The organism is Bacillus sp. F19, assembly GCA_023823795.1.
In the GTDB taxonomy this organism is placed as follows: Bacteria; Bacillota; Bacilli; order Bacillales; family Bacillaceae; genus Bacillus_P.
Genome location: CP085710.1, coordinates 515,918 through 530,306, shown reverse-complemented (window position 1 = coordinate 530,306; position 14,389 = coordinate 515,918). Strand labels below are relative to the sequence as shown.

Sequence of the window (14,389 nt, the reverse complement as noted above, 5' to 3'; positions counted from 1 at the left end):
TCGGTCGACTTTTTTAGCATTTAATCCAATCACACAAAACATCCCAGTCTGCCGGCTTATCGGCATTAGAAATAATTTTGTCCACTTTTTCTATAGGCACCATTTTATAGTTGGCGCGTGAGCCAATTTTAGAGTGATCGGCTAAAACATAGACTTCCTTTGCATTTTGAATGAGTATCTTTGATAGAACCGCCTTTTCAAGATCATAGCAAGTAATGCCTTCTTCAGCGGAAATGCCGTCTATCGAGATAAAGGCTTTGTTGACGTAAAATTCTTTTGCCATTTGCTCTGCCAGCGCTCCCGAGGACCGATAGTGCTTGCTTCTTACGCTTCCGCCGATAAAAATAACCTCTCCATCAAATAAATTCTTATTGGCGTATGATATCAAGAGCGATGCGACTGGAAAGGAGTTTGTAATGACGGTCACATTTGGACAATCACATAATGGCCTGACCATCTGCAAAGTTGTACTTCCTTCATCAATGAAAATGACGTCGTTTTTATTAATAGAAGATACAGCCTTCTGTGCGATGCACTGCTTTTCTTCAATTCTGATGATTTCCCGTTCAAAAAGTGCTGGTTCTTCCTTTTCATCAGACACTTTTACGGCGCCTCCATACACTTTTTTAAGTTTTTTTTCACTTTCAAGCTCTTCTAAGTAACGCCTGATGGTTTCTGTTGATACGTTAAAATCCTTAGCAAGATCGTTGACCTTCACTTTACCTTGTTTTTCTATTAGCTCCGCAATGACTCTTTTTCTTTCCTCTGCTAATAAAGACATTCCTCAGACTCCTATATTAAATATTATTTTCATCCAATTTATTGATTTCTTCATGGATAAATATACCACGTTTTTCTAACTGATTAAATATTTGTTCAGGATCGGTAAAAGCATCCTCAGGTATCACGATTCCTTTTTTCTCAACCTCACCTTTTGCAATCAGCTCTGTTGCGATTGCAAAAGGAATCGCTACGTTGCGTGTGTAGGCTCTCAATCCTTCCCAGCCTTGGACAGTGCCATCTGAAGAAGGATGCGTATGGGTTAGAATATGCTCAACTCTTTCGCCATTTTTCGTTCCAATGACCTGTATATGAAGGGCATAACCATATTGCTCTGTTTCTGTGCCTTCTTTCGATTGATATAAATACTCCGAGATACAATCCATAATCCCTATTTCTGTACCGTTCATGACAAATTTATCATTCCGCAGAATACCATAATCATATAATGCCCGCACAAGCTGCATATTTTGCTGCGGCCAAGTTCCGCGGACCTCGATTAACTGAACGCCTTTATGCTTTAAAGCTTGAGCCAATGTTTTCGTTTCCGAGTGCGGAATAATATACTGCACACCTTTTCCATAAGGCTGCGGAAGCTCAATTTCCATTGGTCTCGCAAACGGAGGCACCTGTATGAACTCACCGTTCTCAAAGACGACCCTTGATGGAAGATTCGGATCATACTCATAAGAGGTTGTTTCTGCAATCGAGCGAGAAAACGCAATAGGACGGAAAGAACCGTGGCTGACTCTTACAGACTCTATTGTCTCAAGTTGGTTTGCAGCATGCATGGCCATCATCTGGGTCAGTCCAGGCGTCATGCCAAAACCGGGAAGACACGTTTTTTCATTTCTCTGAAATAATTCGTGCTGGGGATCCTCTTCGCCAAAGCCGTTTAAATTAATGCCATGACAGCCCGCTTCGGCGATGCAAGCCGTTGATTTTCCGTTCAGCGTTATCGTGGTGCCGTCCATTACAATATCATAGCCCCGCATTTTGGAGACTGTATCCTCATGATCAAACACGTTCACTTTTACAAAATCGACTCGCGGATCATTCAGCCACTCAACTACCTTCATGCTTTCTTCTTCGTTGAAGTCTGATACTGTGATTTTTTCGAATTTCGAATGCTCCACTAAATCTAAAATCGCTTCTCTGCAAATTTTCCCTGCTCCGCCTAAGCAAAATACTTTCATAGTTTCACAGCCCCTTCAGATGATGTCTCTTTAATTGCAGCTAATAATTGATCTATATCATTCGGATAAACCTCGCCGATGTTTCCGATTCTGAAGGTATCCAATTTAGAGATTTTCCCAGGATAGATGACAAATCCTTTTAGTTTTAATGCTTCATAGAAACCGGCAAATGTAAATGAAGTGTCTTTAGGATACAAGAATGCCGTAATAATCGGTGATTGGTTTTCTTGATTCAGCAATGCAGCAAAACCCATTTTCTGCATGCCATCGACAAGACGCCGCTGATTCTCCTTATAGCGTTCATATCTTGCCAATACACCGCCCTCTTCTTCAAGCTCATTTAGGGCCTGAAAGAAAGCTCTGACAACATGTGTTGGGGATGTAAATCGCCATTTTCCTTCATGCTTCTCCATCGTTTCAAATTGATCATATAAATCAAGAGACAGAGATCTCGCATTGCCTTTGCATTTAGCAATCTCTTCTTTTTTAGCAATGATAAATCCAAAACCCGGAACACCTTGAATGCATTTATTGGCGCTGCTGATCATATAATCGATTTTCAAGGCTGAGACGTCTATCGGAATTCCGCCAAAGCTGCTCATTGCATCAACAATTGTGATTAATCCATGCTTCTTTGCGAGACGGCATATATCTTCAATTGGATTCAGCATCCCGGTTGTAGTTTCGCAATGCACGACTGCAAGGTGCGTAAGATCTTTGTGGGATTCAAGTATTTCTTGAATGGATTCGATATCTAAAACAGACTGCTCATCAGTTCTTTTAATGATCGTCGGAATTCCAAGGATATCCGCCATTTCTGCGATTCGTTCTCCATATGCCCCGTTGCATGCGACGAGAAGCTTCCCCTTTTCTTTTGGAATCACGCTTGAAATGACAGACTCAACTGAGAACGTTCCGCTGCCCTGCATGAGAACGGCAGTGTATTCATCTGAACCAGGAGCTGCAAGAGCAGTTAATTTTTTTCTTATATCCTGAACGATTGCGTTATAATCCTTGTCCCACGTGCACCAATCTTTCAGCATCGACTCCCGGACTGTTTTTGAAGTTGATAATGGTCCCGGTGTTAACAGCAAGTATGGATTATTCATGTGCGGACAGCCTCTTTTCCATTTCCTCAATTAAAGGAATCAGTTCTGCAAATTCATTAATAACATAATTAGCACCAGCCTCGTAGAAACGCTCTCTGACTGCACTCATTTTTTCCTTTAATTCTTCTTGACCCAGCGTACTCACTTCATCTTCCGTCAGTCCAAGTTCATTGCTGCCCAGGATAACTCCTACTGTCCACATTCCTGCGTTGATGCCTTCTTTCATATCCGAAACGGTATCACCGACTTTTACAAGCTTATTCATTGGATAAATACCCATCTCCATTGCATTCATGTATGTCATCCAAGGATAAGGACGTCCCTCTTTTACATCATCAGGAGTGAAAAGAAAATCGGGATAATATCCTTTTTCCTTTGCATGAGGTGCCACAATTTTCATCATTTCTTTTGTGTAGCCAGTTGTAGATCCAATTTTCAAACCTTGATCGCGCAGCTTTTGTATCGTTTGGATCACACCCGGAAGAGGCGTCGTAAACTGTGGAAGAATGGAAAATAAAATCTTTTCAAATTCTCCATACATCAATTCAATATCCTGGTCAGATGGCTCCAGACCATGTACATTCACCCATTCTTTTTTAATGCGCGGCATTTCGCATAATGCACGAATATGATCAATTTTTAATAATCCCATCGGCTTGCGCGCTTCCTCAGCTGTAATGCTCACATCCCGATTCTCGAAAACTTCTATAAATACCTGGAGAGGAGCAAAGCATCCATAATCAATCGTTGTGCCTGCCCAATCCAAGATTATTCCTTCAATTTTCCCCATTATAGTTCCTCCTTAAGTGCTTTTCGATTTTTCATCCATTTCACCATTAGTTCATAGCAAACCCGAACAAGAATGTTCGTTACAACAATCAAGATGCTCATGGCAGCTGCTGATGCTAAATTCCCGGCATCATCCATGCTTACGATTGATATTGCAGCAAGTTTAAAATCAGCTGTATATAAGAATATGACCGCTGAAACTGTCACCATGGCATTCACAAAATAATACATCGCTACTTCAAGAATCGCCGGCAGGCACATTGGAACCGTCACTTTCATGAAGATTTTATAAAACGGAACACCCATAGACTCTGATACGAGCTCAAATTCCTTGTCCAGTTTTTTCAATGCCGTTGTTGCGGTAATAAAAGAAACAGAATAAAAGTGAACGATATTTGCAATGACAATGATGGCAATGGTTCCGTATAGAAAATGAAACGGATTTGCTACCGTATAGCCAAAGATTGACAGATTTTGTTTACTGAAAAAAAAGATATACCCGAGTCCAATGACTAAGCCAGGAACTGCAAGAGGAATAAGAGATAAAAAGGTGCTCAATTTCCGAAGTCCAATCATTCCCCTGAATTTTTCTATCATATAAGCGAAAATGAACGTAAAAATCGTTCCAAAGAAGGCCGTTAGGACCGCTGCAAGCAAACTATTTTTATAAGCCGTCAAGCCATCGCCCGTAAAGCTGTCAAAGGCAAAATGCTCTAATGTAAACGTCATGTTATATGGCCAGATTTTCACGCTGGCCGCAATGAACACAGTTAAAAAAAGAACAATAACGGCTAATGATATGCCAGAGCAATAAAGAAATGCTAAACGGTCTCTTAGAGGATTGCGTTTTATTTGATAAGGGACTGCTTTTGAACTGGCAGCGCCTTGTTGTTTCCGCTGTGATAGCTGGTCAGCTGCAAATGCAAGGAACGCCGGAAGCATGAGAATCATGCCGACTGTGGCGCCCATGCCCATGTTTTGCTGGCCAATGACCTGCTTATAGACATCTGTCGCAAGAACGTTATATTGGCCGCCTACTATTTTAGGAGCCCCGTAATCTGTAAAACTCAAAGTAAACACGACAAAAATGGAACTGATTAAACCATACTTCGCTGATGGAAGAGTAATCGTGAAAAACTTTTTTATACCGCTTGCTCCCATTGAGTCAGCGGCTTCATACAGCCGCTGATCTGCACCAGATAAAGCAACCATTAAAATCAGGAATGCCTGCGGAAAGGTGTAAATCGTTTCAGCCATAATGATTCCGATTGGACCATATAAATCGATCTTAAACCCAGGAATCGTTTCGAAAAAACCATTTGTAATCAAGCCTTGATTTCCAAAAAGATACATCAGGGCAATTCCATGCATCATTGTTGGAGCAAATAACGGAAGCAATGCAGAATAGCGAAAAATGGTTTTTCCATAAACGTTTGTCCGAGCAATTGCAAATGCATATACAAATGCGAGACTTACTGCCAGGACTGTAGTAATGCTTGAAACAAAGAGTGTATTTTTTAGAGATTGAACAAGAATTTCAGACTGAAAGTAGCTGACAAAATTCTGCAGTCCAATAAAGATACCTTTACCGTCAATAAATGCTTGGACAAACAGCATTAATAATGGGAGTACCAATACACCAGCAGCAGCTAATAGTGAGAAGATCAAGAGCAAACGCTGCAGCCATTCATTTAATCCTGCTTTTTGCCGTTTACGTTTATTCGATGATAGCTTTGAATGTGCAGTGGCCATTTGCATCTCCATTTAGACAACCACCTGTTCTTTGTAGGCTAACAATCGATGATCTGGCAGTGTAATCTTCAAGGATTTCCCCTTCGAAAGATCCATGCGGTGCGCCATATGGGCCGATAAATCAACAAGCAAATTCTGATTGAATAGCTTCGATTCTGTTTCTGTAATTTTCACCTTCACCCTGTAGACAGGCCCTTTGAATTCAACTGCTTCTATCACTGCATTTGCTCCGTTATCATTTGTAACCTGGACATGCTCAGGCCGTATCGCCATCAGGTGATTTTCGTCAGAATTCAAGAAATTCATAGAACCGATAAAGTTAGCAACAAATGGCTGATTAGGCTGATGGTACACTTCCTGCGGGGTACCAGCCTGCATGATTTGTGCATGATTCATGACGACAATCCGATCAGCCATTGTTAATGCTTCCTCCTGATCATGCGTGACCATAATGGTTGTGATCCCAACCTTTTCTTGAATGGTGCGAATTTCATAACGCAGTTTTTCACGCACCTTTGCATCCAGCGCTGATAAAGGTTCATCCAGCAGCAGGAAATCCGGCTCAAGTGCAATCGCTCTTGCAAGCGAAACGCGCTGCTGCATACCGCCTGAGAGCTGTGCCGGATATTTGTCCTTAACATGCAGAAGATCTACTAGATTCAAAGCTTCAAGCGCTTTTTCCTTCACTCTTTTTTTCGGATACTTGCGGGTTTTCAGTCCAAATTCGATATTTTGAAGAGCTGTTAAATTAGGAAATAACGCATAGGATTGAAACACGATTCCAAAGTTTCGTTTAGCCGGCGGCAAGTCTGTCATATCTTTGCCATTCACATAAACACGGCCTGCATTAGGTTCCTCAAGTCCTGCAATGATGCGCAGCAGGGTTGTTTTTCCGCATCCGCTCGGTCCGAGCAGACAAACAAATTCATTTTTGCTAATGTCAAAAGATACGTTGTTAAGAGCTGTAAACTGATTGAAGTTTTTACTTATTCCTTCAACCTTCAGATAGGAATGCGGCATTTTTATACCAGCCTTTCTAATGGCTTTGCGAGAAACCAAGTTCTCGCTAAAGCCTCATTTTCTTACTCTTTTGGTTCAGCTTTTTCACCAAATTCTGCTTCCCACTTTTTAAGTATCATGTCGCGGTTTTCTGCAGCCCAATTCAGATCATTGTCTTTGTACATTTTGTCTTGTACACCCTCAGGGAATGCTTCTGGTTTTTCAAACTTGTTTTCCATTGTTGAAAATCCATTTGCATCGTAATATTTCTTCATTACATCTTCCGAAATGGCCCAATCTAAGAAAGCTTTTGCAGCCTCTTCATTTTTCATCTCATTTTTAGCAATAAGTCCATTCGCTTCAACATCCCAGCCTAAGCCTTCTTCAGGGAAGATGACATCTACAGGGGCACCATCTTGTTTTTGTGTGACACCGCTATATACTAATGAGATTCCAATTGGATATTCCCCAGCTGCAGATAGCTTAGCGGGCTTTGACCCCGAATGTGTGTAAGTACCGATGTTTTCATGCAGTTTTTCCATGTAATCATAGCCTTTGTCTTCGCCCATCATCTGCAGCCATGCATTGACCGTTAAATATCCTGTTCCTGATGATGCAGGGTGAGGCATGACGATTAACCCTTTGTACTCAGGCTTAGTTAAGTCATCATATGTTTTTGGAATTGGCAAGTTTTTCTTTTCAAGCTCCACTTCGTTTACAACAATCCCAGTCATAAATGCGGTGTTTCCAACCCATTTTTCAGGCTGATTGTCATCTTTAAATTGTGGAAGAATTTTAGCTGAATCCTTTGGAGTATAGCCTTTCAGCATTTCCTTCCCATCCAGCGCAAGCAGACTTGAGGCAGCCAGTCCCCAAACAACATCTGCTTCAGTATCTTTTCCTTCTGCTAAAAGCTTAGCTGTGATAATTCCGCTTGAATCACGGACAATATTCAGGTTGATATTCGGGTATTTCTCTTCAAATGATTTTAAGTATTCTGGAATAAGTTCTTCTTCAATAGCAGTGTAAACCGTAAGTTCACCTTCTACTTCTTTGTTTGCTTCTCCATTTGAAGCATTTGACCCGCAAGCAGTTAACAGTGTGAAAGACATAAGTAAAACGAAAAGCTTAAGAATGTGGTTTTTCATTGTTTTTCTCCCCGTTTAGTATTTTTTCTTACAAATACAATATAAAACCACAATGTTAAGCAAATATTAACGTGGAGTTAAGAATTTGTTTTGTGTGCTTTTTTGTTGTATTCCTTTGTCTTTTAAAATCAAAAAGAAACAGAGGGGATCATGCCCCTCTGTTCTTTTTAAGCAGCTTTCTTTTTAAATTTTTTCCTGTAAAAAACCGATAATCCGACGATTAAAGGCGTAATCACGATTGTCGGCAGAAACCATAATAGAATACTCACTGATTCAATCGCAAGCAGCCTTGGAGCTCCAAATACCATAAACGCCGTGATCGTCGAAATACAGCAGGCAAGCATGCCGGAAAAATGCTCAAACCACCAATGCATTTTTTGCCTCGGTTTAGTAAGCCAATATGTCAGCTGAGAAATTCCGAGAAAGATTCCTACAAGCGGAAACCATGTGAGCAATGCAACGTCATTAACAATCCCATAAATACACATACCAATTCCTGATGATAGAAGCAGCAATGGATAAATGAGATCGAGTACATTTCTGTGCCGATCTTTCCGATTTTTAAACCGGAGAACGCGAATTCCATAATAAGCTGCTGCTGAGCTTAAAATCGCAATGAAAATTAAAAACCATGAAAAAGAGATGAGCTCTGCACTCGCATTGGCGTCGAAAAAAATACGGTAAATGCCCATATAAAAAGCGCTTATAGCCACCACAATCATACTGGCTGTATAAATCCACCCTGATACCCGGTGTACCTTGCCTCCTTTTTTCGTTACAATTGGAATCCAAAAGACAAATAGTGCAGCGAATCCCCCGATAATATGCAGTATTTTAAATAATTGAAAAAACTCCACGGAAACACCTCCATTTTTATTTTACTTCTTTATTTACATTATTTTCTTATTTTTTATAATTAGAGTGATTTCTTATTTCAATGCCAAAAGACTGCGCAATTTATTCGCAGCCTTTCTTTCAATATTTAAGAGGATTGTCTCCGTTGTCTTTTGTTTCCAAAATTTCATAAAAACTCATTGCCAAGCCGGTCCGCCGATATCATGGCATTCCGTTTATTCGACTGTATTGGACGGAAATAGTTTACCAGGATTGCTCCAAAGATAAAGTTACTGCCCCAGAAAATGACACAAAAAAGAAGGCCCATATAGATAAACATGGGCTTTGTCTTAAGAATATGCTTCATACTGAATACTCTAATTTACTTAACCTGCCGTATACAATTTCCCCATTTATCATGATGGCTTTCCGATCTGGGCGTCTTGCAACTGCTTCTGCTGAGGAAGCAGCCTCTATGAAAATGAAATTTGCTTGATCTTCAGCTTTCGGCCACAGATATTCTCCTTTATTTGTTAACGCTGTTACGCCTCCCGTTGCCCACTTTAACGTGCTCCGAAGCGACACCTCATCAATTCTGCGGCTAATTTGGGCATATTTTTGAACCTTCTCAAGCACATCTCCATTCCCATGAGGACTCCATGAATCATAGAAACCATCACAGCCAAAGTGGACATCTACGCCATGAGCATCTAAAAGCTCGATTGGCGGTAAAGATTTTGTAAGAGGAATGGTTGACATAATAGAGACACCATTTTCCCTTAAGCGTTCTGCAAGTGCTTTTTGCTGAACTTCAGGAACCTCTCCGATACAGAAAGCATGGCTGATAGCAGAGCGGTTCTGCCAGTTCGCTTCTTCAACGAAATCCATCCACTTATCTATTGTGTAGACCCCAGCGTTTCCTCCATCGTGTAAATGAATATCAACGTCTGCGTTAAACTCTGCAGCAATTTCCATAGTTTCATATAATGATTTCTCAATCGAGCGGTCGATTCCAGCAGGGTCCAGGCCTCCGACCATTGTAGCTCCATTTCTCATCGCTTTTCTCATTAATTGCGGAACATCGTCTCTCAGTAATCCATGCTGCGGAAAAGCAATGACATCAGCAGTAATCACTCCTTTGAACTCCTCAAGTGCTTCAAGAACACCTTCTAAATTTTTCAGACCAATGTAAGGATCAATGTTTACATGCGTTCTGATGTGGGTTGAGCCTTTGGATAAGATCATTTCAATCATGCTCATTGCTCTTTGCTTCGTCGTCGGTGCAAGTTCTTTTAGTTCCTGCGCTTCAAAATGGAGCCGTTCATTTAGATTCTTTACTGGCTTGCAAGCCTTCCAATCCAAAGATAGATAGGTTTTGTCCAAATGATTATGCATTTCTTTGAAGGTTGGAATCACAAGTAATCCGTTTGCATCAATCACTTCTGCCTGTTCTGAGATCCTTTCAGTATGATGCAGTCGCTCTATAATTCTTCCCTCTTTAATCCCAATATGGAATAGATCTGTTTTCGTTTCAATAAGTCCATCTTCGTTAAGCTGATTTCCCACCTCTAATTTAACGTTCTTCAGCCATTTCAAGTTCATCATTCCTTTCTAAGCAAGATTGATCTGCTTTATTCCCATTCTTATAGACAGATTCAATTCGTGCTCTTCTTGCTACAGCTTCAGCTGAACAGCTTGCATCCACTAAGATAAAATCTGCCGGGTCCCCAACTTTCGGCCACACTTGTTCACCTGCATCATTAAGAGGAGTGACACCGCCTGAGGCATATTTCCAAGATCTATTTAATGAAAATTCATCAATATAACGGAAACGTTCCGCTAAAATACTTAATTTTTCCACTGTATCCCCAGTTCCAAATGGAGACCAATGATCAGTGAGGCTGTCGTGGCCAACAGATACTTTTAATCCATGTTGATCTAATGCAGGAATTGGAATAGTAGGACGATTTATCGGAACAGTAGTTGTAATATCAATTTCTTGTTCTTTTAATACATTCATAATATCTAAGAGAGGCTGACCTTCTAGATCACCCAGTGCAATGGCATGACTGATTGTCACTTTCCCCTTCATTTTGGCTTCTTTCGTAAAATCAGCAAGACGTTCAAAAGTAAAGGCTCCTAATGAATTCGGTTCATGGAGATGAATATCTATACCTGCATTGTGTTCTGCCGCAATATCAAATGTTGTCCACAAAGATTGTTCAATATTTCGGTCGATTGTCGCTGGATCCACTCCGCCTACATGTGTTGCTCCATTTTTCATAGCATCCCTGATTAATTGCACAGAGCCACTTCGCAATAACCCATGCTGAGGGAAGGCAACAATTTCATAGGTTATAAATTTTTTATATTTTTCTAGCGTACTTACTGTTACTTCAAGATTTTTCAGGCCAGATGTTGGTTCAACATTACAGTGTGTTCTGATATGTGTATGGCCATTTTGCAGCAGCAGCTCAATCATTTTCTCTGCGCGTCTTTGAGCAAATGGAAATTGTTTAGGAAGCAATTCCTTTTCTTCCTCTATTCTGGTGAAAATGCCATTTGTAATAGGACGGCACGCTTTCCATGGCCCGCTATAATACGTTTTATCAATATGAATGTGCATTTCACGAAAAGATGGCAGCATGAGCATTCCTTTTGCATCAACAACAGGTAAAGAGTTCTTGATCTCGCTCTCATCTGCTGTCATAGACTTTAATTTTCCATTTTCTATTTTCAAATGGAACTCTTGTGCAACGGTCCCTGTAACTTCGCCATTTTCTTTTTTAAAACCCGTTTCAAGCCTGACATTTTTCAGCCAAAATGTATTCACTATAAAGTTCCTCCCATATTGATTTTTTCTATTAACCGCGAAGGGTGACCCAGAGCGCTTTTTCGCCTGAGCCACTTATTCCTCTTATTCTAGCGTAACATCATTTACCATTAAATAGTTAACAGCATTAAGCCAAGGAAATTCCTGCTTACCTGCCATATTGCTCATTAACTGGTTGGGCGGCGGGGACGGCAGCTCTTTTTTATCAATCCTCTATTGCCTCTATCTGGATTAGCTTTGTCACGGCAAGTATATTGGTCTTTTTATATCTTATGGGAAATCAGGCAAAGTATTTATATCGCGGAACTAGCTGAGAATAAGCAGCTCTCAAACTTTCAATCAATAAAAATGCCATTCTATCCTTACTATCGGTATAAAAAGATAAAACTAAAGTCCCAAATCTTTTTATTGTCTGCAAAAAAAGCGCAAATCTTTTGAGATCTGCACTTTGTCCTCACTCTATGTATCCCTGCAAGCCTTATTGTACAAGGGAATGTTTAAATGCATAAATAACGGCTTGTGTGCGGTCTTGCACGCCGAGCTTGCTTAAGATATTGCTGACATGTGTTTTCACTGTTTTTAATGCTATAAATAACTCATCTGCAATTTCCTGATTCGTTTTTCCTTCTGCAACGAGCAGCAGAATTTCCATTTCCCTGGCGGTCAGCTCATCATGAGGGTTATGAACAGGTTTTTGACGCATTTTCATCATCATTTTCCCAGTGACCTCTGGTTCAAGAACAGATTGTCCATGAAACGTATTCCGGACTGCATTTGCGATTTCGCTTGCTTTAGATGTTTTCAGCATATAGCTTGTCGCGCCTGCTTCTAGAGCAGGATACACTTTTTCATCGTCCAAAAAGCTAGTGACAATAATGATTTTGGCTTCCGGCCAGTTCTCGATGATTTGTCTGGTTGCTTCAATCCCGTCCATTCCTTCCATGACAAGATCCATTAAGATAATGTCAGGCCGGAGCTCGAGCGCAAGTTCGATTGCTTTAAAGCCGTTATCAGCTTCGCCGACTACTTCGATGTCGCTTTGAGCGGCTAAATAGGATGATACCCCAATCCGCACCATTTCATGATCATCTACAAATAAAACTTTAATCATTATTCTCACCCCTTACAATTGGTATTTTAACCTCAAGCTTCGTTCCTTTTCCGGGGAAGCTCACTATTTTCATCGTGCCTCCAAGCAGTGCTGCACGTTCGTGCATATTCTGCAGACCATAGCTTCCTGTCTTAGCTGCATCTACTTTAAATCCTACTCCATCATCCATCACTCTAAGCAAAATCAGTTCATCCCGTTGAATAAAAAGCACTTCAAGTGTTTCTGCTTTTGAATGGCGCAGTGTATTTGAAACAGATTCCTGCAGAATGCGGAAAAGGTGATCTTCAATTCCTTTATCAAGCTTCATCTCTTCCATTTTCCATGAGATCTCCATCGGAACCTTCTGCTGCAGCTCTTCTAACAGCTCCTGCATCCCTTCATGAAGCGTTTTCCCCTTTAGGGCAGCCGGTCTGAGATGCAGAAGAAGGGCCCTCATTTCCAGCTGAGATTGATGAATCATCTGCTCGACCATGCTTAATTGTTTATTATCTGCCTCACTGCGATGATCAGCTGATTCATTGACTGCCGACATCATCATGGATGCGGCAAAAAGCTGCTGACTAACTGAATCATGAAGCTCCCTTGCAAGCCTGTTGCGCTCTTCGGAAACAATTTTTTGAATGCGCTTTTCCTGCTCTTCCGCTTTTTCATTTGCAAGCTTTTGAGAAAGCTTTGTTTGCTCTGTCATGTGCTTTTGAAGATTGCGCAGATGAATCCAAATTTTTTCAAACTCTCCTGACTTTCGGCTAAAAGCGCCATCTACATACTTTCCCTGCTCCAGCTGTGAAAGTCCATCCGACAGCTGTGCAATATCGCTTCGCAGAAAAATCCCCGAGAGAAAGCCGAGAAACAAGCCAATTAAAAGACTGACTGCAGGAACAAAATAGATAAAAGGAAGATCCAGCATTTCGCTTTTCCATAAAATGCTCCAGTCATCAAGCGGAAACATAACAAAAAAACTGGCAGATAAGAAGATGAGAACGGAAAAAGAAATGGCTGCACCTAAAGCCATTTGCCGAAAAATGCTGCTCATATCCTTTTCACCTCTAGATCACCAACTATCGAAGATGTCACCACTTTTACCTTTTGCACGGCATCCTCGTAGCCTTTTGTCTGATACGAAACAACCTGATTAAAAACCTTTGGCTCACGACGTTCAAAGATGGATACAGCTCCGGCCCATGAAGAATGCTGAAAAGCTGCATCAAGCTCATACGGGAGAAGGATTTTCACATTTCCGATGACATTCCGGATCACAATGATGCATTCTTCCTTCGGCAATACGGTGTTGCTGAGATCGATGATCGTGTCTCCGATTCCGCTTTGGATATTAATATCATTCCATTCATAGATTTCTTCTGCAGAAGTCTGCTGGCCAAAAACGTTGTTGCCGAACAGTGGTTTCTTATAAACAACATCTTCTTTTTGCAGAGAAATGGATTCTTTAATTTCAGGTGTAATAACGGCGGGCGTTTTTTTAGACTGCCTGTATTGAAATAATAAATAAATGGCGAAAGCGAAAATCAAAAATTTTACTGCCCATAAATTCATGACCGTGATAACTAAACTAATTAAGCCAAACCAAAAGAGAAGTTTTCCCGTTTTCCTGGCAAGGCGTTTTTTCCCAAGATATATGCAGATTGATGAGAAAAACAGAAAAAAGATAAGCCCTCCATGATCAAACAGGACTTCAAGCATAAGCAGCACTATTCCAATGAGTAAAATATACGTCATCATATCAGCGTTCGCTTTTTTGAGCATATGGGCTTACCTCCTTTCCGTTTCGATTTTGTTTTAAAAAGGCGCAGAAATCTACGCCTTCTTTAGAATACCATGTT

12 protein-coding genes and 1 pseudogene are annotated in these 14,389 nt (G+C 40.8%); all 13 read right to left on the bottom strand.

The genetic code is table 11. The features are described 5' to 3' along the window. Positions 1–13 precede the first annotated feature (13 nt). A complete protein-coding gene (locus LIT25_02855; protein USK34357.1) occupies positions 14–781 on the bottom strand; it encodes a DeoR/GlpR family DNA-binding transcription regulator in 768 nt (255 codons plus the stop codon). 16 nt (positions 782–797) lie between these two features. Then, complete coding sequence (locus LIT25_02850) at positions 798–1,976, bottom strand: saccharopine dehydrogenase NADP-binding domain-containing protein (protein USK34356.1); 1,179 nt, start codon at positions 1,974–1,976, stop codon at positions 798–800. Continuing rightward, complete coding sequence (phnW, locus tag LIT25_02845) at positions 1,973–3,085, bottom strand: 2-aminoethylphosphonate--pyruvate transaminase (protein USK34355.1); 1,113 nt, start codon at positions 3,083–3,085, stop codon at positions 1,973–1,975. The genes LIT25_02850 and phnW overlap by 4 nt, the downstream gene beginning before the upstream one ends. After that, positions 3,078–3,875 (bottom strand): phosphonoacetaldehyde hydrolase, encoded by a 798-nt coding sequence (locus tag LIT25_02840; GenBank protein ID USK34354.1) that lies wholly within the window; start codon positions 3,873–3,875, stop codon positions 3,078–3,080. The genes phnW and LIT25_02840 overlap by 8 nt, the downstream gene beginning before the upstream one ends. Next, complete coding sequence (locus LIT25_02835) at positions 3,875–5,632, bottom strand: putative 2-aminoethylphosphonate ABC transporter permease subunit (GenBank protein ID USK36131.1); 1,758 nt, start codon at positions 5,630–5,632, stop codon at positions 3,875–3,877. Before LIT25_02835 ends, LIT25_02840 begins: the two co-directional genes overlap by 1 nt. Before the next feature lie 6 nt (positions 5,633–5,638). Next, the gene (locus tag LIT25_02830; GenBank protein ID USK34353.1) at positions 5,639–6,646 is read right to left on the bottom strand and encodes a putative 2-aminoethylphosphonate ABC transporter ATP-binding protein; all 1,008 of its coding nucleotides are present in this window, start codon (positions 6,644–6,646) and stop codon (positions 5,639–5,641) included. A gap of 62 nt (positions 6,647–6,708) precedes the next feature. Further along, a pseudogene (locus LIT25_02825) lies at positions 6,709–7,677 on the bottom strand (putative 2-aminoethylphosphonate ABC transporter substrate-binding protein). A 263-nt stretch (positions 7,678–7,940) separates the two neighbouring features. Further along, on the bottom strand, positions 7,941–8,630 hold the full coding sequence (locus tag LIT25_02820) for a DUF2306 domain-containing protein (protein ID USK34352.1): 690 nt from the start codon (positions 8,628–8,630) through the stop codon (positions 7,941–7,943). Positions 8,631–8,970: 340 nt separating this feature from the next. Beyond that, positions 8,971–10,209, bottom strand: a complete 1,239-nt coding sequence (locus LIT25_02815) for an amidohydrolase family protein (GenBank protein USK34351.1) — start codon at positions 10,207–10,209, stop codon at positions 8,971–8,973. After that, a complete protein-coding gene (locus LIT25_02810; GenBank protein ID USK34350.1) occupies positions 10,181–11,440 on the bottom strand; it encodes an amidohydrolase family protein in 1,260 nt (419 codons plus the stop codon). The genes LIT25_02815 and LIT25_02810 overlap by 29 nt, the downstream gene beginning before the upstream one ends. A gap of 478 nt (positions 11,441–11,918) precedes the next feature. Then, positions 11,919–12,551: a response regulator transcription factor gene (locus LIT25_02805; protein USK34349.1), complete on the bottom strand. Its 633-nt coding sequence runs from the start codon at positions 12,549–12,551 to the stop codon at positions 11,919–11,921. After that, entirely contained in the window at positions 12,544–13,584 is a 1,041-nt protein-coding gene (locus tag LIT25_02800) for a sensor histidine kinase (GenBank protein USK34348.1), read from the bottom strand. The genes LIT25_02805 and LIT25_02800 overlap by 8 nt, the downstream gene beginning before the upstream one ends. Next, the gene (gene liaF, locus LIT25_02795; GenBank protein USK34347.1) at positions 13,581–14,312 is read right to left on the bottom strand and encodes a cell wall-active antibiotics response protein LiaF; all 732 of its coding nucleotides are present in this window, start codon (positions 14,310–14,312) and stop codon (positions 13,581–13,583) included. The genes LIT25_02800 and liaF overlap by 4 nt, the downstream gene beginning before the upstream one ends. Between the last annotated feature and the right edge of the window lie 77 nt (positions 14,313–14,389).